Annotated in this window: 13 protein-coding genes; 4 read left to right on the top strand and 9 right to left on the bottom strand. The window is 69.2% G+C overall.

Translation table 11 applies throughout. The features are described from left to right. The first annotated feature begins 66 nt into the window (after positions 1–66). Positions 67–867, top strand: coding sequence for an outer membrane protein assembly factor BamD (locus tag ABWV53_RS15020; protein WP_353366940.1), 801 nt, complete (start codon positions 67–69; stop codon positions 865–867). On the opposite strand, the gene yoaA is transcribed toward ABWV53_RS15020, so the two are convergent. Beyond that, on the bottom strand, positions 830–2953 hold the full coding sequence (gene yoaA / locus ABWV53_RS15015) for a DNA repair helicase YoaA (RefSeq protein WP_353366939.1): 2124 nt from the start codon (positions 2951–2953) through the stop codon (positions 830–832). The genes ABWV53_RS15020 and yoaA overlap by 38 nt on opposite strands. Before the next feature lie 152 nt (positions 2954–3105). Between yoaA and ABWV53_RS15010 the strand changes: the two genes are divergently transcribed. Continuing rightward, a complete protein-coding gene (locus ABWV53_RS15010; protein ID WP_353366938.1) occupies positions 3106–3876 on the top strand; it encodes a PP2C family protein-serine/threonine phosphatase in 771 nt (256 codons plus the stop codon). Between the two features lie 185 nt (positions 3877–4061). Here the strand turns inward: ABWV53_RS15010 and ABWV53_RS15005 are convergent, their stop codons facing one another. The 5 genes from ABWV53_RS15005 to ABWV53_RS14985 form a co-directional block, all read right to left on the bottom strand. Continuing rightward, positions 4062–4796: a hypothetical protein gene (locus ABWV53_RS15005; protein WP_353366937.1), complete on the bottom strand. Its 735-nt coding sequence runs from the start codon at positions 4794–4796 to the stop codon at positions 4062–4064. Then, the gene (gene zapE / locus ABWV53_RS15000) at positions 4796–5893 is read right to left on the bottom strand and encodes a cell division protein ZapE (RefSeq protein ID WP_353366936.1); all 1098 of its coding nucleotides are present in this window, start codon (positions 5891–5893) and stop codon (positions 4796–4798) included. The genes ABWV53_RS15005 and zapE overlap by 1 nt, the downstream gene beginning before the upstream one ends. Before the next feature lie 136 nt (positions 5894–6029). Next, entirely contained in the window at positions 6030–7487 is a 1458-nt protein-coding gene (lpdA, locus tag ABWV53_RS14995) for a dihydrolipoyl dehydrogenase (protein ID WP_353366935.1), read from the bottom strand. An 87-nt stretch (positions 7488–7574) separates the two neighbouring features. Beyond that, positions 7575–8843 carry a 2-oxoglutarate dehydrogenase complex dihydrolipoyllysine-residue succinyltransferase gene (gene odhB, locus ABWV53_RS14990; RefSeq protein WP_353366934.1) on the bottom strand — a complete coding sequence of 423 codons (1269 nt, stop codon included), beginning with the start codon at positions 8841–8843 and terminating at the stop codon, positions 7575–7577. 51 nt (positions 8844–8894) lie between these two features. Further along, complete coding sequence (locus tag ABWV53_RS14985) at positions 8895–11774, bottom strand: 2-oxoglutarate dehydrogenase E1 component (RefSeq protein WP_353366933.1); 2880 nt, start codon at positions 11772–11774, stop codon at positions 8895–8897. A gap of 235 nt (positions 11775–12009) precedes the next feature. On the opposite strand from ABWV53_RS14985, the gene ABWV53_RS14980 reads away from it, so the two are divergent. Together ABWV53_RS14980 and ABWV53_RS14975 are read left to right on the top strand one after the other, a co-directional pair. Beyond that, a complete protein-coding gene (locus ABWV53_RS14980) occupies positions 12010–13089 on the top strand; it encodes an AI-2E family transporter (protein ID WP_353366932.1) in 1080 nt (359 codons plus the stop codon). Between the two features lie 98 nt (positions 13090–13187). Next, on the top strand, positions 13188–15476 hold the full coding sequence (locus ABWV53_RS14975; RefSeq protein WP_353366931.1) for a bifunctional diguanylate cyclase/phosphodiesterase: 2289 nt from the start codon (positions 13188–13190) through the stop codon (positions 15474–15476). A gap of 141 nt (positions 15477–15617) precedes the next feature. Here ABWV53_RS14975 and ABWV53_RS14970 read toward each other — a convergent pair whose 3' ends face one another. The 3 genes from ABWV53_RS14970 to ABWV53_RS14960 form a co-directional block, all read right to left on the bottom strand. After that, complete coding sequence (locus tag ABWV53_RS14970; protein WP_353366930.1) at positions 15618–17825, bottom strand: alpha/beta hydrolase domain-containing protein; 2208 nt, start codon at positions 17823–17825, stop codon at positions 15618–15620. Positions 17826–18127: 302 nt separating this feature from the next. Further along, on the bottom strand, positions 18128–19153 hold the full coding sequence (locus tag ABWV53_RS14965; protein WP_353366929.1) for a Bug family tripartite tricarboxylate transporter substrate binding protein: 1026 nt from the start codon (positions 19151–19153) through the stop codon (positions 18128–18130). A gap of 71 nt (positions 19154–19224) precedes the next feature. Beyond that, the gene (locus ABWV53_RS14960; protein WP_353366928.1) at positions 19225–19623 is read right to left on the bottom strand and encodes an AtuA-related protein; all 399 of its coding nucleotides are present in this window, start codon (positions 19621–19623) and stop codon (positions 19225–19227) included. Positions 19624–19625 lie beyond the last annotated feature (2 nt).

Here is a 19625-nt window from a genome sequence, read left to right as displayed (position 1 = left end):
CACCGCCCGCCCGCACCTCGCCCCCAGTCCCTGACGACGAGCATCCTCTGCCAGAAAGCCGCCACCATGTCGCGTATTTCCGCCCCCCTTCTGTCCGCCCTGCTGGCCGCCGGCCTTCTGGCGGGCTGTTCCAGCACGCCGGAAGACAAGACCGCCGGCTGGACGACCGACAAGATCTATTCGGAAGCGCGTGACGAACTCAACGGCGGCGCCTACGACAAGGCCGTTCCGCTGCTGGAGAAGCTGGAAGGCCGCGCCGCCGGCACGCCGCTCGCGCAGCAGGCCCAGCTCGACAAGGCCTATGCCCAGTACAAGGGCGGCGAGAAGGCCCAGGCCATCGCCACGCTGGACCGCTTCCTGAAGCTGCACCCGGCCAGCCCGGCCTACGACTATGCCCTCTACCTGAAGGGCCTGGTGAACTTCAACGACAACCTGGGCCTGTTCTCCTGGATCTCGCGCCAGGATCTGTCGGAGCGCGACCAGAAGGCCGCCAAGGATTCCTTCGAGTCGTTCCGCGACCTGGTCACGCGCTTTCCCGAGTCCCGATACGCGCAGGATGCCCGCCAGCGCATGACCTATATCGTCAATTCGCTGGCCCAGTACGAGGTGCACGTGGCGCGCTACTACTACGAGCGCGGTGCCTACGTGGCGGCCATCAGCCGCGCCCAGATCGCGCTGGCCGACTACAAGGACGTGCCGGCGCTCGAGGAAGCCCTCTTCATCCTCATCAAGTCGTACGACGCGCTGGGCATGACCCAGCTGCGCGACGATGCGCAGCGGGTGATGCAGGCCTCCTACCCCCAGAGCCAGCTGATGAGCCAGAACAGCCTCAGGCCGAAGACGGGCCCGTGGTGGAAGCTCTGGTGAGTTCGTCCAGCGCCTGATCGAACGCGGCCTGCGTCTCCAGGCGCCTGAGCGGCGGCAGCGCGCGCAGCAGGCGCTTGCCGTAACCCATGGTGATCAGCCGCGTATCGGCCACCACCAGCACGCCCATATCCGTCTCGCTGCGGATGAGGCGGCCGGCGCCCTGCCGCAGGGCCATGGCCGCCTCGGGCAGCGCGAAGTCCCGGAAGGCGCTGCGGCCCGCGCGCTCCAGCTTGTGCCCCTGCGCCTCGACCAGCGGGTCGCCCGGCGGCGGAAACGGCAGCTTGTCGATGATGACCAGCTGCAGGGCGTTGCCCGGCACATCGAAGCCTTCCCAGAACGAAGCGGACGCCACCAGCACCCGGCCATGGCCCGGGGGCGCCTCGTCGTCCTCTTCCCAGGCGCCGGGTTCGCGGCTTTCGTTGCGAAAGCGCTCCATCAATTCCCGCTTCGTGCCCTGGCCCTGCACCAGCACCTCGATCCGGCCGCCAGCGCCGAACCTTTGCTGCAGCCGGGCGCCGATGGTGCGCAGCGCCCGCAACGTGGTCGTCAGCACTAGCGTGCGGCCACCCAGGCGCGCAATGGCATCGCCGGCCCAGTCGGCCAGGTGGTCGGAGTGCCGGGGATCCGCCGGTGCCGGCAACTGCGGCGGAATGAAGAGTGCCGCCTGCGCGGCGTAGTCGAACGGGCTGCCGACGCGCAGCACCCGCGCCTGCTGCAGGCCGCAGGGCTCGGTGAACCAGGTCAGCGCGTCGTCCGTGCCGAGCGTGGCCGACGTGAAGATCCAGGCCCGCCCGCGCACGCCGGGCGGCGCCGGGACGGCGGGCTCTGGCGGATCGTCCTCTGCTTCGTCCCACGCGCCGGGTTCGCGTGCAGGGCCGCTCCAGAGTGCCTCCAGGCGGGGCGCGATGTCGAGCGGCGACTCCACCAGCCGCGCATGCAGCGCTGCATCGGCCCACCGGGTGGCGTCATCGGGACAGGGTTGCGACAGTTGCACGAGCCGCTCCATGGCGCCGATCGCCCGCTCGTGCAGGCGTGCGAAATCGGGCGCCCGCTCTGCGACCGCATCGATGCCCTCCAGCACGGCGCGCAACGCCCATTCCAGGGCCTGCATGGCCGCCGTCCAGCGACGTTCATCGACGCCCTCGGGAGCGACGTCCGCCCAGCGCAGCCGCCCCGACGCCGCGCCGGCGGCCGGCATGGCCGTGCCTGCGAGGGTGGCTCGCAGGCCGTCCGCGGCCTCGCGCAGCGCCTGGGTGAGCACGGGCCAGTCCACGAGCCCGCGGGCGTGCTGCAGGCCAGCCTGAAGCACGTCGCGGGCCAGGTCGTGGATCTGGCCGGTGCCGAACTGCATGCCGAGAAACTGCACGCCCGTGGCGTTCAGCTGGTGCGCCTCGTCGAACACCACCACCCGCACGGAGGGCAGCAGTTCCGCCATGCCCGACTCGCGCACCGCCAGATCGGCGAAGAAAAGGTGGTGGTTGATGACCACCACGTCCGCCGCCAGCGCCTCGCGCCGGGCGGCGTTGACGTGGCAGGCGCGGAACTGCGGGCAGGCCGAGCCCAGGCAGTTCTCGCGGGTGGACGTGACCAGGCCGACGACGGGGGACTTTTCGTCCAGGCCCGGCAGTTCGGCCAGGTCGCCCGTGCGCGTGCCCTGCGCCCAGACCTCCACCCGCGCCAGCAGGTGCTGGTTCCCCCGCTCCCCCGCCAGGCCGTCGCGGCGGGCCTGTTCCAGGCGGTGCAGGCACAGGTAGCTGGAACGGCCTTTCAACAAGGCGGCGCGCAGCGGCAGCTCCAGCGTCTCCAGCAGGCGGGGCAGGTCGCGGGCGAACAGCTGGTCCTGCAGCGACTTGGTGGCGGTCGATACCAGCACGCGCTCGCCGCTCAACAGGGCCGGCACGAGATAGGCGAAGGTCTTGCCCACGCCGGTGCCCGCCTCCACCACCAGGGCGCCGCCCTCTTCGATGGTCTGGGCGACCGCCAGCGCCATGTCCAGCTGCCCGGGCCGGGCGCGGAAATGCGGCAGCGCCCGCGCCAGGGTGCCGTCGGGCGCGAACGCTGCATCGACCCAGGCAGTCAGCGACAAGGCTGCTCCCGGCGCAGGCGCCGTCCGCAGGCGCTCCGCTGCCGCGGCATGCCAGGCGCCGCCCTCGCCGCGGCACCGCCGGTGCCCGGCAAGCGGCCAGCGAGCCGTGATAATGCCGCTTTGTCCCAGGCTCCGCCGCCCCGCCCTCCGCCATGACCCCAGCGTTTCGCCTCATCGCCGCCACCGGCATCCACCGTGGAGACCGCGAGTACCAGCAGGACCAGGTCACCCTGCTCTCGCATCCGCGCTTCCACGGCTGCGTGCTGGGCGTGGTCGCCGACGGCATGGGCGGGCGTAGCGGGGGGCGCAAGGCGTCCGACCAGGTGATGCTCACGGCGCGGCAGCTGTTCGAGCGCTATTCGCCCGAAACCGACGATGCCGCGGCCCTGCTGAAGCACCTGGTGCAAGAAGCCCACATCGTGATCCGGCTCACCGCGCTGTCGGCCGAGCAGGAGCCCCACAGCACGGTGGCCGCCTTCATCATCAACCCGCAGGGGGAATGCCACTGGGTGCATGCGGGCGACTCCCGGATCTACCATTTCGACGGCCCGCGCCTCGTGTTCCGCACCAGCGACCACTCGTACGTACAGGCCCTGGTGGACCGCGGCGAGATCACTGAGGCCGAGGCCAGCAACCACCCACGCTCCAACGTGCTGGTCGGCTGCCTGGGCGCGGACGCCGAACCGCCCGCCACCGCCCACCACATCCGCCGGCTGCGGCCGGGCGACGCCCTGCTCGCCTGCACGGATGGGCTCTGGCACTACTTCACGCCCGCAGAGCTCGCCACGGCCGTTCATTCGCTGGGGCCGCGGGACGCTTCCGAGCTGCTCATCGAGAAAGCCCGCTCGCGAGCCCGTGGGGGCGGCGACAACCTGTCGCTGATCGTGGTGAAGATCGAGACGCTGGCGGACCCGCAAGGCTGAGCCGAGCCTGCGCGGCCCGGCCCGGCCGCCGCGCCGGTCGATGGCGAGCGCTCCAGGGTGACGATGCGGCGCGTTGGCATGGCGGTCGAAGCCGGTCCCGGGGTGGTGCGGGCTGCCGCCCGCGACGCAGGCCCATGGCAGCAAGTCGGTCCGTGCGGCCCACATCCGCACCCGATCTGGACCCATCAAGGTGCGGCGGAGGCCGGCGCACGCTGCGGCGCGGGCAACGGCGCTGGCGGCTTGCGGCCGGAGGCTTCGGCCTCGGCACGCGCCTTCTCGTGTTTGGCACGCCGCTCCGCGGCCGCCTGCTGCTTGGCCTCGTAGCGGGCGCGCGACTCGGCGATGCGGTTGGGCTCGGTCGCCTCGCGTTGCTGCTGCTGCTCGGCGTGGCTGCTCTGCCGGGCGCGCTGCTGCTCGGCCCGCTGGCGCGCCTGGGCGTTGCGATCGTCGATGTCGGCCTGCCGCGCTGCGGGATCGGCCGGTGCGGGCCGGGCCTGCACATTGGCCTGGCGTGCCTGCTGCTGCGCCTGGTTCTCTTCGATGGTCTGGCGACGCTCCGCTGCCTTTTCGCGGCGCTCCACGTCGTTCAGGGCCAGCTCGCGTTCCCTCAGGGCCGTATCGGCTTCACGCGCCTGGGCCCGCACTTGCTGCAGGCAGCTTTCCACCACGAAGCGCTGGTAGCACTGGGCTTCGTCCGCCACGCGCTGGCGCTCCAGCGCGGCGCGGCGCTGCAGGATCTGCGCACGCTCCCGGTCGCGCTCGGCCTGCGCGGCAGCGGCAGCGTCTTCGGCCAGCGGAGCAGCCGCCGTGCCGGCGCCAGCGGGAGCGGCAGCGCCGGTTTGCGCCGTGGCGGCCAGGGCGGCGCCGGCCAGCGCCAGTGCGGCGCCGCAGCGCCAGGGGGTCCATGCAGTGTGTGGCATCAGGTCAGTCCGGTATCGACCACCCGGCGCTCGAGCGCCAGGAATTCCTGTGACTGCATTTCGTTCAGCCGCGACACCGTGCGGGGGAATTCGTGGGCCAGCGGGCCCTCGGTGTAGAGCTGTTCGGGCGGTACGGCAGCCGACAGGATCAGTTTCACGCGCCTATCGTAGAGCACGTCGATCAACCAGGTGAAGCGGCGGGCCGGCGAGGCCATGGCGACCGGCATGTACGGAACGTCGGACAGCAGCACGGTGTGGAACTGCGTGGCGATCTCCAGGTAGTCGTTTTGCGAGCGGGGACCGCCGCAGAGCTCCCGGAAGTCGAACCACACCACGCCGCCCGCCTTGCGCCGGGCGCGGATCTCCCGCGCCTCGATGTGCAGCACCGGGTCTTCGTCGCGCACCTCGGCCAGCCGGTCGAAGGCCTCGCTCATGGCGGCGTCCGCCTCGGCGCCCAGAGGCGTGTGGTAGAGCTGCACCCGCTCCAGCGTGCGGCGCCGGTAGTCGGTGCCGTTGTCCACGTTGACCACTTCCATCTTCTGGTTGAGCAGCGCGATGGCGGGCAGGATGCGGTCGCGGTGCAAACCGCCGGGGTACAGGCCGTCCGGCTCGAAGTTGGAGGTGGTGACGAAGCCCACGCCGTTGTCGAACAGCGACTGCAGCAGCCGGTGCAGGATCATCGCGTCGGTGATGTCCGCCACGTGGAACTCGTCGAAGCAGATGAGCTTGTAGCGCTTGGAGATGCGCGCTCCCAGCACGTCGAGCGGGTTGACGGTGCCCTGCAGGCCGGCCAGTTCGCGGTGCACCTCGCGCATGAACTCGTGGAAGTGCAGCCGCACTTTCCGCTTGATCGGCACGGCGTTGAAGAAGCAGTCCATGAGAAAGCTCTTGCCGCGCCCCACACCGCCATACATGTAGACGCCGCGCGGCACGGGCGGGCGGTGGATCAGCTTCTTGAGCGCGTTGGAGCGGCGTTCCTTGTAGTCGGCCCACTCGTCGGCGCAGCGTTGCAGGGCGTCCACCGCGCGCAGCTGCGCCGGATCGCTCTGGAAGCCCTTTTCCGCCAGTTCCGCCTCGTAGGCCTGCCTTACTTTCACGCCCGCACTCCAATGCTATAAAAACAATAGCTGCTGGCGCTTGATGGATAAGCGCCAGCAGCCAATTTGACTCTGATCGGCCGTGGCCCGGCGGCACGCCAGCTGCCCTGTCGGCAGGCGGCGTGCCGGGTCAGGCTCAGAAGTTGAGCGTGCGCTTGTCCACCGCCAGGGCCGCTTCCTTGGTGGCTTCGCTCAAGGACGGGTGCGCATGGCAGATGCGGGCGATGTCCTCGGCGCTGGCCTTGAACTCCATCGCCACCACGGCTTCGGCGATCAGCTCGCTGGCCATCGGGCCGACGATGTGCACGCCGAGGATCTCGTCGGTCGCGGCATCGGCCAGGAACTTCACCATGCCGGTGGTGTCGCCCAGCGCGCGCGCACGGCCGTTCGCGAGGAACGGGAACGTGCCGGCCTTGTACTTCACGCCGTCGGCCTTGAGCTGCTGCTCGGTGCGGCCCACCCACGCGATCTCGGGGTTGGTGTAGATCACCCAGGGGATGGTGTTGAAGTTCACATGGCCGTGCTGGCCGGCGATGCGCTCGGCCACCGCCACACCCTCTTCCTCGGCCTTGTGCGCCAGCATCGGGCCGCGCACCACGTCGCCCACGGCCCACACGCCCGGCAGGCTGGTCTTGCAGTCGCCGTCCACCACGATGGCGCCGCGCTCGTCGAGCTGCAGGCCCACGGCTTCGGCATTCAGACCGATGGTGTTGGGCACGCGGCCGATGGAGACAATCAGCTTGTCCACGTCGAGCGACACCTCTTCACCCTTGGCGTTGGTGTAGGCGACGCTCACGCCCTTCTTGCCGTTCTTGATCTCGCCGACCTTCACGCCCAGCTCGATCTTCAGGCCCTGCTTGTCGAAGGCCTTCTTGGCCTCCTTGGCGATCTGCTCGTCCACCGCGCCCAGGAACGTGGGCAGGCCTTCCAGCACCGTCACTTCGGCGCCCAGGCGGCGCCAGACGGAGCCCATCTCCAGGCCGATCACGCCCGAGCCGATGAGGCCGAGCTTCTTGGGCACCGAGCCGATGCGCAGGGCACCGTCGTTGGAGAGGATGTTCTCTTCATCGAACGGCGTGCCGGGCAGCGCGCGGGCGTTGGAGCCCGTCGCGATGATGATCTGCTTGCCGGTCAGCGTCTCGGTGTCCTTGCCGGCGACCTGGATCTCGTAGCCACCCGTGGAACTAGAGGTTCCACCCTCACCGGCTGGAACGGCCTTCACGAACGAGCCACGGCCATGGAAGAACGTGACCTTGTTCTTCTTGAAGAGGTACTGGATGCCGTCGTTGTTCTGCTTCACGACCGTGTCCTTGCGGGCGATCATCCGGCCCACGTCCATCGACAGGTCCTTGAGCGAGATGCCGTGGTCCGCGAAGTGGTGGTGGGCCTGGTCGAAGTGCTCCGACGACTGCAGCAGCGCCTTGGACGGGATGCAGCCCACGTTGGTGCAGGTGCCGCCGAGGGCCGGGCCGCCCTTGTCGTTCTTCCACTCGTCGATACAGGCCACGTTGAAGCCCAGCTGGGCCGCGCGGATGGCGGCAATGTAGCCGCCGGGGCCGCCACCGATGACGATCACGTCGAATTGTTTGCTCATGAGGTACTCGCTTGTTCCGTTGAAAAAAGACCCACCGGCGGGCGCGGCCGTCGGGCCAGCCACGCGGGTGGGTCGATCGAGAAGTGCTTAGATATCGAACAACAGGCGCGACGGATCTTCCAGCGCGTCCTTCATGGCGACCAGGCCCAGCACGGCTTCGCGGCCGTCGATGATGCGGTGGTCATACGACATGGCGAGGTAGTTCATCGGGCGCACCACGACCTGGCCGTTCTCGACCACGGCGCGGTCCTTGGTGGCGTGCACGCCCAGGATGGCCGACTGGGGCGGGTTGATGATGGGGGTGGACATCATCGAGCCGAACGTGCCGCCGTTGGAGATGGAGAACGTGCCGCCGGTCATCTCTTCGATGCCCAGCTTGCCTTCGGCCGCCTTCTTGCCGAACTCGGCGATCTTCTTCTCGATGTCGGCAAAGCTCATCTGGTCGGCGTTGCGCAGGATGGGCACCACCAGGCCGCGGGGCGAACCCACGGCGATGCCGATGTCGAAGTAGCCGTGGTAGACGATGTCGTTGCCGTCCACCGAGGCGTTCAGCACCGGATACTTCTTCAGGGCATGCACCGCTGCCTTGACGAAGAAGGACATGAAGCCCAGCTTCGCGCCGTGTTCCTTGGTGAAGGAGTCCTGGAACTTCTTGCGCAGGTCCATCACCGGCGACATGTTGACTTCGTTGAACGTGGTCAGGATGGCGTTGGTGGATTGCGACTGCAGCAGGCGTTCGGCCACGCGGGCACGCAGGCGGCTCATGGCCACGCGCTGCTCGGGCCGGTCGCCCAGGTCCTGCTTGGCGGCGGGGGCGGCCACCTGGGGCAGCGCCTTGGTGGGCACGCCGGTAGGGATGGCGCTGGGTGCCGCCGAGGGCTTGGCGCCGCCGGCCACGGCCGACAGCACGTCGCCCTTGGTCACGCGGCCGTCCTTGCCCGTGCCGGCCACGGAGCCGACCGACAGGTTGTTGTCGGCCAGCAGCTTCGCGGCTGCGGGCATGGCGACGTCGCTCTTGGAGCCACCGGCGGCCGGTGCGGCGGCGGGCGCCGCTGCGGAAGGTGCAGGCGCGGCAGCGGCGGCCGCAGGTGCGGGGGCGGCGGCGCCGGCCTTGCCTTCGGTGTCGATCTTGGCGATCAGCTGATCGGACGCCACGGTGGCGCCGTCGCCTTCCACGATCTCGGCCAGCACGCCAGCGGACGGCGCGGGCACTTCGAGCACGACCTTGTCGGTCTCGATCTCGATCAGGATCTCATCGACCGCGACGGCTTCGCCGGCCTTCTTCTTCCAGGTGAGCATCGTGGCTTCCGCCACGGATTCGGACAGTTGGGGAACCTTGACTTCTACGATAGCCATAACAATTCTTTCGGGGTTGTCTGTGTTTGTTGTGCGTACGGGTGGCCGGCCTTACTTGGACAGGACAAACCCCTTGAGCTTGGCGAACGCACCGTCCACCAGCGCCTTCTGCTGTTCCTGGTGCAGGTGCGAGTAACCCACGGCAGGCGACGCGGAGGCGGCGCGGCCGGAATAACCCAGCTTCTGGCCGTCGAGCATGTTCTCGTGGATGTAGTGCTGCACGAAGAACCAGGCGCCCTGGTTCTGCGGCTCGTCCTGGCACCACACGATGTCGGTCGCGTTCGGGTACTTCCTCAACTCGGTGGCGAACGCCTTGTGCGGGAAGGGATAGAGCTGCTCGACGCGGATGATCGCCACGTCGTCGGCTTCCTTCTCTTCGCGCTTCTTCACCAGGTCGTAGTACACCTTGCCGGAGCAGGCGATCACGCGCTTGACCTTGTCGGCGCGCTTGTCGATGGCCTCGTTCTGTTCCGGAATGACGGTCTGGAAGGCGCCCTTCGTGAACTCGGACAGCGGCGAGGTCGCGTCCTTGTTCCGCAGCAGCGACTTCGGCGTCATGATGATGAGCGGCTTGCGCAGGTTGCGCACCATCTGGCGGCGCAGCACGTGGAAGATCTGGCTGGCCGTGGTGGGCTGCACGATCTGCATGTTGGCGTCGGCGGCCAGCTGCATGAAGCGCTCCAGGCGGGCGGAGCTGTGTTCCGGGCCCTGGCCTTCGTAGCCGTGCGGCAGCATCAGCGTGATGCCGTTGACGCGGCCCCACTTCACTTCGCCCGAGGCGATGAACTGGTCGATCACGACCTGCGCGCCGTTGGCGAAGTCGCCGAACTGCGCTTCCCAGATCACCAGCGTGTTGGGGTCGTTCGACGCATAGCCGTACTCGAAGCCCAGCACGGCTTCTTCCGACAGGATGGAGTCGATCACGACGAACGGAGCCTGATTCTCGCTCACGTTCTGCAGGGGCAGGTAGGTGCCCGTGTCCCACTTCTCGCGCTTCTGGTCATGGATCACGGCGTGGCGGTGCGTGAACGTGCCGCGGCCGCAGTCCTCGCCCGACAGGCGCACCGGGAAGCCGCTGGCCACGAGCGAGGCGAACGCCATGTGCTCGCCCATGCCCCAGTCCACCGGAATGTCGCCCCGGCCCATCGCGGCCCGGTCGTCGTACACCTTCTTCACCAGCTGGTGCGGCGTGACGCTTTCAGGGATGGTGGTGATCTTCTCGGACAGGCGCTTCCACTCGGCGAGCGGAATGGCGGTGTCGCCGGCGTCGGTCCACTTCTTGCCCAGGAACGGGCTCCAGTCCACCGCGTACTTGCTCTTGAAGTTGGTCAGCACCGGATCGACCGTGTGCTTGCCCGCCTCCATCGCGGCGCGGTAGGCCTTGAACATGTCGTCGCCCAGCGTCTCGCCCATGCCCTGCGCGGCCAGCTTGTCCGCATACAGCTTGCGGGTGCCGGGGTGCGCGCCGATCTTCTTGTACATCAGCGGCTGGGTCAGCGCAGGCGTGTCCTGCTCGTTGTGGCCCAGCTTGCGGAAGCAGATGATGTCGACGACCACGTCCTTCTGGAACTCCATGCGGAATTCGAGGGCCAGCTGCGTGGCCAGGGCCACGGCTTCCGGATCGTCACCGTTCACGTGCAGCACGGGCGACTCCACCATCTTGACGATGTCCGTGCAGTACAGCGTGGAACGCGCGTCGCGGGGGTCGGACGTGGTGAAGCCGATCTGGTTGTTGATGATGATGTGCACCGTGCCGCCCGTGGAATAGCCACGGGTCTGCGCCAGCGCCAGGGTTTCCTGGTTGACGCCCTGGCCGGCGAAGGCGGCGTCGCCGTGCACCAGCACCGGCAGCACCTGCTTGCCGTGCGGGTCGGCGCGGCGGTCCATGCGGGCACGCACGGAGCCTTCGACCACCGGGTTCACGATTTCCAGGTGGGACGGGTTGAACGCCAGCGACAGGTGGACCGGGCCGCCGGGGGTGGACACGTCAGAGCTGAAGCCCTGGTGGTACTTCACGTCGCCGGAGGGCAGGTCTTCGGGGGCGGTGTGGTCGAACTCGGCGAACAGGTCCTTGGGCATCTTGCCCAGCGTGTTCACCAGCACGTTCAGGCGGCCGCGGTGGGCCATGCCGATGACGATTTCCTGCACGCCCTTCGCGCCGGCGGACTGGATCAGCTCGTCCATGGCGGCGATGAAGCTCTCGCCGCCTTCGAGCGAGAAGCGCTTCTGGCCGACGTACTTGGTATGCAGGAAGCGCTCAAGCCCTTCGGCTGCCGTCAGGCGGTCGAGGATCTGCTTTTTCTTCTCGGGGCCGAACGAGGGCTTGCTGCGGATGGTTTCCAGCTTTTCCTGCCACCAGCGCTTCTGGTTCTGGTCGGAGGCGTACATGTACTCGGCGCCGATGGTGCCGCAGTAGGTCTCGCGCAGGGCGTTGATCAGCTCGCGCAGCGGCATCGATTCCTTGCCGAAGAACGTGTTGCTGGTGTTGAACACGGTTTCCTGGTCGGCGTCGGTGAAGCCGTAGAACGACGGCTCCAGCTCGGGAATGGAGGGGCGCTCGGTGCGCTTGAGCGGGTCGAGATCGGCCCAGCGCTGGCCCACGTTGCGGTAGGCGGCGATCAGCTGCTGGACGGCGGTGCGCTTGCGGCCCAGTTCCGAATCGGCGCCGGTGGCGACGACGACCTTGGTGCCACCCTGCTTCGCACGTTCGGCGAAGGCATTGATGACGGGAAGATGGGGGACATCCTTGGCGTTGCTGCCGTCCACCGCGGGCACGTGCTGCAGTGCGTCGAAGTAGTCGCGCCAGCTGTCGGGCACGCTGCCCGGATTGGCCAGGTAGTTTTCGTACATCTCTTCGACATAGGGCGCATTGCCGCCGAAGAGATAGGTGTTGCCTTGATAGGCTTGATAGACGGACGTCGTATCGCTCATTGTTCCGCTGACCTCTGTCTCCCTGAGGGAAACGTTAGCTGGTTGGTAAACCTTCCGCGACACGGCTGAACCGATTGGCGGATGCGACTGTGGCTGGGGAAGGGCCGGGGGTTGCGACCGCCATTGTGCCACCGATCGTTTTCGGCAGTGAGTTCGGCCTGCTGTCCGACGCGCAACGTCGCAAGATCGCACCCGGCTCGCTTACATTTACCGGACCTCCTCTCGGTACGGGTTCATGAATCTTCCTACGCTCCAGAGCCGCACGCTCCTGCTCCTGCTGGTGGCCGTCACCATCGCGTTCTTCGCCATCCTCTGGCCCTTCCACGGCGCGGTGTTCTGGGGCATGGTGCTGGCGATCCTGTTCACGCCGCTCTACCGCCGCCTGCTGCGCCGCATGCCCCAGCGGCCCAACATGGCGGCCCTGGCCACGCTCCTTCTGTGCCTGGTGGTGGTGATTCTTCCCACCACGCTGATCGGCATCTCGCTGGTACAAGAGGCGGGGCTCATTTACGAACGGCTGCGCTCCGGCCAGCTGAACCTGGGCGCCTATGCGCAGCAGGTCATGTCCGCGCTGCCCAACTGGGTGCTGTCGTTGCTGGACCGTTTCAACCTCACCTCCATGGCCGATGTGCAGGAGAGGCTCTCCACCGTGGGTGTGCAGGCCGGCCAGGCGCTGGCCACGCGCGCGCTCGACCTGGGCCAGAACACGCTGCAGTTCCTGGTGAGCTTCGGCATCATGCTCTATCTGCTGTTCTTCCTGCTGCGCGACGGCGCCGCCCTCGGCAAGCGCATCGGCGACGCCATTCCCCTGGATGAAGGCCACAAGCGGCAGCTCACGAGCAAGTTCACGACGGTGATCCGCGCCACGGTCAAGGGCAACATCGTGGTGGCCGCGGTGCAGGGCGCGCTGGGCGGCATCGCCTTCTGGGTGCTGGGCATCCAGGGCCCGGTGCTCTGGGGCGTGCTGATGGCGTTCCTTTCGCTGCTGCCCGCCGTGGGGGCGGGACTCATCTGGGCGCCCGTCGCCGTTTACTTCTTCGCCACCGGCGCCGTCATGCAGGGCGCCATGCTCACGGCCTACGGCATCTTCGTGATCGGCCTGGTGGACAACGTCCTGCGGCCGCTGCTGGTGGGCAAGGACACCAAGATGCCGGACTACGTCGTGCTCATCTCCACCGTGGGCGGCATGGCGCTCTTCGGCCTGACGGGGTTCGTGATCGGCCCGGTGATCGCCGCGCTGTTCATCGCCACCTGGGACCTGTTCGCGCCGCCGCGCGCGGCCAGCGCATCTACCTCGCCGGCCCCCCGGCCCTGAACGCCGCCGACCGCCCGGCCGCCACGAAGGTCGGGCGATGCCCGGCGAGCCCCATCCATCGCTCCGCCCTGCCTGCGGGTGAGACATACTGTCTGCCGATGATGCGCCCTCTTCCGCTGCGTCGGTACGCAGCTCTCGCGCTGGCCTTGTCGGCCGCCATCGCCGCGCTCTTCGCGCAGGTCATCCTGACACTGCGCGACGAGCACTGGCGGCATGTGCGCGAGACCAACGCCACGCTGGTGCACACCATCGAGCAGAACATCGGCCGCACGCTCGACGGCTTCGTGTATTCGCTGGAAGGCACCCTGCTCGGGCTGGCGCGCCCCGATTTCGCGGCGCTGCAGCCATCGGTGCAGCACGCGGTGCTGTTCGACAGCTCCCTGCGCCTGCGCGGACTGGGCTCCGTGCTGGTGCTCGACCGGGCGGGCGACATCGTCTTCGATTCCTCGGCTGAGCAGCCCCGCCAAGCCAACTTCAGCGACCGCGACTACTTCCGAGCCCATGCGCAGGGCGCCGTGCAAGGGCTCTACATCAGCATGCCGGTGCGCTCCCGCCTTTCCGGCAGCCAGCCCGCCCTGCCGCTCAGCCTGGCCTACCGCGACGCGGAGGGCCGGTTCGCGGGGGTGGTGGTGGGCACCATCCAGATCGGGTATTTCGAGGAGCTGTTCGCCTCGGTCAACACCGACACGGCGAACCGCGTGGACCTCTGGCGCTCCGACGGCCTGCGGCTCGCCACGGCCTCGGCCGAGCCGTCCCAGCCTGCGGCAGGCATGGCCGACGCCGCCCTGCTGCGGCGCCTGACGGGCGCGGACCACGGCACCTTCACCGCCGCCGATGCGCAGGACGGCATGCAGCGGTTGAACGCCTACCGCCGCGTGCAGGGCCATCCGCTGGTGGTCGATGTCAGCCAGCCGGAGCGCACCATCCTGGCGGCCTGGCGCCGCAGCGCGTGGCTGCTTGGCGGCTTTGCCGCGCTGCTGGTGGCGGCCAGCCTGGGCCTGGCGTGGCTCTTCATGCGCGAGATGCTGCGGCGCCAATCCATCGGCGCGCAGCTCAAGCAGGCCGAGCACGACCTGAGCACCATCCTGCACAACCTGCCGTCCATGGTGGCCTACTGGGACAGCAGCTTCCGCAACCGGTTCGCCAACCAGGCCTATCTGCATTGGGCCGGCATGACGGCCGAGCAGTTGCGCCAGCGCCGGCTGGACGAAGCCGCCGGGCCGCAGTTCTACGCCCAGATCCGCGAACATGTGCAGCAGGCGCTGCAGGGCCACCGCCAGGTGTTCGAGCGCACGCTGCGCCTGCCGTCGGGCGAGAAGCGGCACGCCGTGGTCACGTACATCCCCGACGTGGAGGACGGCAGCGTGCGGGGCTTTTTCGTGCAGATCGACGACCTGACCGAGCGCAAGCAGATGGAGGATCTGCTGTTCGAGGAAAAGGAGCTGGTGCGGCTCACCCTGCAGGCCATCGGCGACGCCGTGATCTGCACCGACGCGCAAGGCCGCGTGACCTACCTCAACCCCGTGGCCGAGCGCATGACCGGCTGGCAGGCCTTCGACGCGGCGGGCCAGTCCGTGGACCGGGTCGCCCCGCTGCAGTTGCCGGGCGATGCCGCGGGCGGCGCCAGTCCCATCCAGCGCGCGCTCACCGAAGGCGCCCGCCAGGCGGCGCAGCGCGGTGTCACGCTGCGCCGGCGCGACGGCAGCGGGCTGGACGTGGAGGAGTCGGCCAGCCCCATCACCGACCGGCATGGCGCGGTGACCGGCGCCGTAATGGTGCTGCGTGACGTGACCGAAGCCATGGAGCTGTCGCGCCGGCTCACGCGCCTGGCGCAGTACGACGTCCTGACCGGCCTGCCCAACCGCATGCTGCTGCAGGACCGGGCGCAGCAGGCCATCTCCCGGGCGCGGCGCGACAGGCACGGCCTCGCGCTGATGTTCATCGACCTCGACGGATTCAAGCAGGTGAACGACACGCTCGGCCACGAAGCGGGCGACGCCCTGCTGGTGCAGATGGCGCGGCGCTTCACCGCCGCAGTGCGCGAGTCCGACACCGTCTGCCGCCAGGGCGGCGACGAATTCGTGGTGCTGCTGCCGGCGCTGGACGGCGCCGAGCAGGCGCAGGTGGTGGCCGACAAGCTGATGGCGGCCTGCGCGGCCCCCTTTGAGCTGGACGGCCACGCCCGCCAGATCTGGCTGAGCGGCGGCATCGCGCTCTATCCGCACCACGGCGACACCTTCGAGGCCCTGGCCCGCAGCGCCGATGCGGCCATGTACGCGGCCAAGCGCTCTGGCCGGCGGCAGTTCCGCATGGCGCGGGCGCAGGGCCAGGGGCCGGCGTACGCGCCGGATGCCTCGGACGACGCCGGCGACGACCAGGCAGGCTGACCGCCCCCGAAGGCGGCGTGGACCCCCAGCCCACACCGGGTACCCCTATTGCTACTTATTTTATAGCGCTATGCGCTTTATGGGTAAGCGCTGCGGGCCATTTTCATGCTTGATCCGGCCTGCCCGCAGGGCCCCGGCCGTTCAGGGCAGCACCACCTGCCGGCGCGCCTTGGCCACGACGGCGTCCGCGTCGCGCTGCAGCAGCAGGCGTTCGCGCACCAGGTCGGCCGCGGCCTGCTCCACCGCCGCCACATACCCGGCCTGCGTGCCGTACAGCTCCTGGAGCGAGGGCCGCCCGTCGCCGGCCGCCAGCCGCGCCGCGGGCGTGGCGTGGAACGGGATGAAACTGCCCGTGAGGTTGGACAGGTCGGTGATGCCGGGGGTGGCCACGTAGTTGAATTCGAGGCTGGTGCCCAGCGGCACGCGCGCCTCCACGCTGCGGATGCCGGCGCGGGTGAGCCCGGTGGCGGCGTCCACCTGCGGCACCAGGATGGCGTAGTCCTGCGCACCCACCCGCGGCGGTTGCAGCGTCGCGATGCCCGACTCGTCCTGCGGGATGTACTGCGGCCCGAAGTCGAGCAGCGGAAAGCCGTTGTAGAGCCCCCGGTAGTCGAAGGCAGGGATGGCGGTCTGCGTGCCGCCCACGTTCCAGCTCAGTCCGCGCATGGGCGGGAAGGCCAGCCGCTCGGGCCGCGTCAGCGTGCCGTCCGCCAGGCGCGGCACTTGGCTGGCAGGCGGCTCGGCACCGCGCACCACCCAGTCTTCCAGCGTGAGGAACAGCGCCCGGAAGGTGTCGTTGAAATGCACCACGGTGCCGGCCGGGTACACGTTGCGGGTGGGCGCGAAGCTGATGCTTTCCGTGCCCCCCGCGCCGCCGTGCTGCGTGCTGGCGTAGTAGTAGATGCGGGCGTTGGCGGGCTGGGCGATGTCGCGCTGCCCACGGGCGTCGGTCAGCACCGGCGAGCCCTGCAGCTGCCAGAACTCGGTGCCCGACAGCCCCAGGTAGAACTTCGGGCAGGTGTCGGTCGCCGCGCAGCGCTTCATCACCCCGCCCTGGCGGCCGGTCAGATCGTCCACATAGTCCTTGTCCAGCCCGCGCGGCGCGGTCTGGCCGAACGCGGTGTGGTCGGTGCGCAGGCCTCCGCCGCCGCCCGGCACGGCAAAGCGCGTGTTGACGTTGGTCTGGCGCGCCGCCACGTGCGCGAACATGCCGTCGAACACCCGGCCGCCGTCCAGCCGCTGGTTGAAGCCCAGGTGCAGAAAGGTCTTCATCGCATTGCCCGACTGCGAGGTGCCCTGGCCGATGGTGTGGCTGATGCGCCCGGCCAGCGGATTGGCGCGGCCCTCGGCATCGGCCGTGGCACCGCGAAAGAAGCTCACCGTGTCGCGCAGCGCGGCCAGGCCCACGCCCATCACCTTCGGGTCCTTGGCGACGTAGACCAGCTCGTAGAGGTATTGCGGGTCGAACCCGCCGCGCAGGCACACGCTGGTGGCGCTCGCCGTGCCGGGGAACGGGTTGGCGCCGGCGTCGCAGCTGGCGAACTTCCAGTCGCCGGCGGGCACCGGCTCGCGCGCATCGGTCTCGTTGCGCCGGCGGGTGAGCGAATAGCCGGGCTGGGTGTTGTCCAGGCTGGCGGGCGCATAGGGGATCATGCTGCCGTTGAAGACGCCACCCGGCAGCGCCATGGCCGGCACCGCGGCCGTGGGCACGAGCTCGGTGCGATACGGGCCGGTGATGCTGCTGCCGTCGGCATTGCGCGCCACGGGCACCGACACCGTCAGCCGCGCCGGGCTGCTCTTGGGCACGTCGCCCTGCCAGGCGGCGTAGAGCATCACGTAGCCGCGCTCGAAGTACACCGCATCGCCCGGGTTCGCCGTGAGATTGGGTTGCGTGAGGATGTTGCCGCGGTTGGGTGCGTCGTAGCGCAGCACGCCATTGGCCTCGGCCATGTTCCTGGGCTTGAGCATCACGAAATCGGTGCTGTACTCCACCATGCCGCGTGCATTCCGGGGGGCGAGCTGCAGGTCCTGGATCACCGCGTTCTTCGGGTCGGCCGGGTCCACCTCGCCCTGCAGGGTGCCGGTCACCTTCTCGTAGGCGCCCACGCGGCCGAAGCTGCCGGGGTAGTCCTCGGTCGCCGTGATCGACAGCCGCATCTGCGGCGTGGCGCTGGCGAGGGAGCCACCGCCGCCGCCGCCGCACCCGGCCACCCAGACCGCCGCGACGGCGCAGCCGGCCAGCACGAGCCGGCGATGGAGATCGCCCGGCTCCGCACGGCGGGCGGAGGTTATGAAAGTCGATGGTGCTGACTGCAGGGCCGTTGGCCCGACGAGGGAACGCGATGGCATGGCTTGTCTCCTGGTGGAAGGCGCCTCCGGCATGGAGGCTCTAGGACCGGAACACGCTCCCGATGCCCTGGCGCGGACCTGCGCCGGGGATCTCAAAAGGCGTGCTTCACCGCACGCGCCGTACCTGGCGGCGCGCGTCGGCTGGTGCGGCGCCGCCCCTGCGACTGCCGTCAAAGGGAAAGGGTTGCCCCTCGCAAGTGGACTGGGCTGGTGCGATGTCAGTGCAGGCGGCGCGGAACCTGTCCGGTGCCGCAGCGCGGGGCTACCAGCGGCTAAGTGGGCGGCGCCTCTTCAGGCGGCCGTCATTCCGGCTCGATGCCGGCCGCCTTGATGACCTGGCCCCATTTGCGGGTTTCGGCCGCCTGGAACTGCGCCAGGCCTTCCGGGGTGGTCGTCCAGGCTTCGGAGCCCGCCATGTCGTAGAACGAACGCGCCGCCGGGCTCTTGGTGGCCGCCGTCAGCAGTTCGTTGAGCCGCGCCACCACCGGCGCGGGCGTGCCGGCCGGCACGTAGGCGGCGAACCAGTAGCCCATGTCGTAGCCCTTCACGCCGGCCTCGGCGATGGTCGGCACGTCGGGCAGTTGCGTGCTGCGCTGCTGCGTGGAATAGCCCAGCGCCCGCAGCTTGCCCGCCTTGATCTGCGGCACGCCGGTGGAGGTGTCGGTGATCATCAGGTCGATCTGGCCGCCCAGCAGGTCGGTGATGGCGAGCGGGTTGCTCTTGTAGGGCACGTGCAGGATGTCCACGCCCGCCAGCTGCTTGAGCATCTCGCCCGCCATGCGGCTCGACGAGCTGCCGCTGCCGAACGACAGCTTGCCCGGCTTCGCCTTGGCCGCGGCCAGCAGCTCGCCCACGCTCTTGTAGGGCGCGCTGGCATTCACCACCAGTACCTGCCCGCCCTTGCCCAGGCCGGTCACCGGCGCGAAGTCCTTCACCGCGTCGTAGCCGGGCTTTTTGTACAGATGCTCGTTGGCGGCATGCGTGGTGTTGGTGGTGATCAGCACCGTATAGCCGTCCGGCGCCGCCTTGGCCACCGCCTGGGCCGCGATCATGCCGCTGGCGCCGGCCTTGTTGTCCACCACCACGGGCTGCCGGGTGTCGGTGTTGACGGCCTGGCCCAGGGCCCGGGCGAGCTGGTCGGTCGCGCTGCCGGCCGCGAACGGCACCACGAAGGTGATCGGCTTGGCCGGATAGGCCGGCGCCTGCGCGTGGGCCGGCCCGGCGATGGACAGGCCCAAAAGCGCGGCGGTGGCGGCGGCGGCCGCGGTGGCCAGCACGTGGCGGCGGGCGGCCCGGACCGGTGCGGTGGGTGGAAGGTGGGTGTTCATCTTGTCTCCTGGTTGTTGAATGCGTGTCGGGAAGAACGGATCAGAGCAAAAAAGGCCGGTGCCTGCGCCTTTCACGCCGGCCCGGCGAGCCGGTCCAGCAGCGCGGCGGGCACCTGCACCGCCATGCCCAGCAGCAGAAAGGACAGTGCCTTGCCGTGGCTGTCGAGGTTGAGCGCGTCGTTCACGCCGCCGTCGAGCACGTCGTCGATGACGAAGTTCATCGCGTGCAGCTGCGGCAACAGGTAGCGCGTGACCCGCCCGGGGTGGCGGGCGGCGAAGTGCCGGGCGACGGCGGATTCGGTCACCTGGCTCACCAGCACGTCCCACAGCGCCGGGTCCCAGGCGATCACGCTGATGTTGGAGCGGTTGCCCTTGTCGCCGGTGCGGCTGTGCGCCAGGCGGTAGAGGGGCACGGCGCGGCCGTCCGGCGGCGCGTTGGGCGAAGGGGTGGAGGTGGTGGTGGGTGCCATGG

Origin of the sequence: Acidovorax sp. FG27, assembly GCF_040365715.1 — a bacterium.
GTDB lineage: Bacteria > Pseudomonadota > Gammaproteobacteria > Burkholderiales > Burkholderiaceae_C > Paracidovorax.
The sequence above is the reverse complement of the archived record's forward strand: the minus strand, read 5'-3'. Positions and strand labels throughout refer to the sequence as shown.

Coding starts and splice junctions, on each gene's coding strand:
- ABWV53_RS14965 (WP_353366929.1), bottom strand. CDS start 19,153: ATGAACACCCACCTTCCACCCACCGCACCGGTCCGGGCCGCCCGCCGC.
- ABWV53_RS14980 (WP_353366932.1), top strand. CDS start 12,010: ATGAATCTTCCTACGCTCCAGAGCCGCACGCTCCTGCTCCTGCTGGTG.
- lpdA (WP_353366935.1), bottom strand. CDS start 7,487: ATGAGCAAACAATTCGACGTGATCGTCATCGGTGGCGGCCCCGGCGGC.
- ABWV53_RS14975 (WP_353366931.1), top strand. CDS start 13,188: ATGATGCGCCCTCTTCCGCTGCGTCGGTACGCAGCTCTCGCGCTGGCC.
- odhB (WP_353366934.1), bottom strand. CDS start 8,843: ATGGCTATCGTAGAAGTCAAGGTTCCCCAACTGTCCGAATCCGTGGCG.
- ABWV53_RS15010 (WP_353366938.1), top strand. CDS start 3,106: ATGACCCCAGCGTTTCGCCTCATCGCCGCCACCGGCATCCACCGTGGA.
- ABWV53_RS14970 (WP_353366930.1), bottom strand. CDS start 17,825: ATGCCATCGCGTTCCCTCGTCGGGCCAACGGCCCTGCAGTCAGCACCA.
- ABWV53_RS14960 (WP_353366928.1), bottom strand. CDS start 19,623: ATGGCACCCACCACCACCTCCACCCCTTCGCCCAACGCGCCGCCGGAC.
- ABWV53_RS14985 (WP_353366933.1), bottom strand. CDS start 11,774: ATGAGCGATACGACGTCCGTCTATCAAGCCTATCAAGGCAACACCTAT.
- ABWV53_RS15020 (WP_353366940.1), top strand. CDS start 67: ATGTCGCGTATTTCCGCCCCCCTTCTGTCCGCCCTGCTGGCCGCCGGC.
- ABWV53_RS15005 (WP_353366937.1), bottom strand. CDS start 4,796: ATGCCACACACTGCATGGACCCCCTGGCGCTGCGGCGCCGCACTGGCG.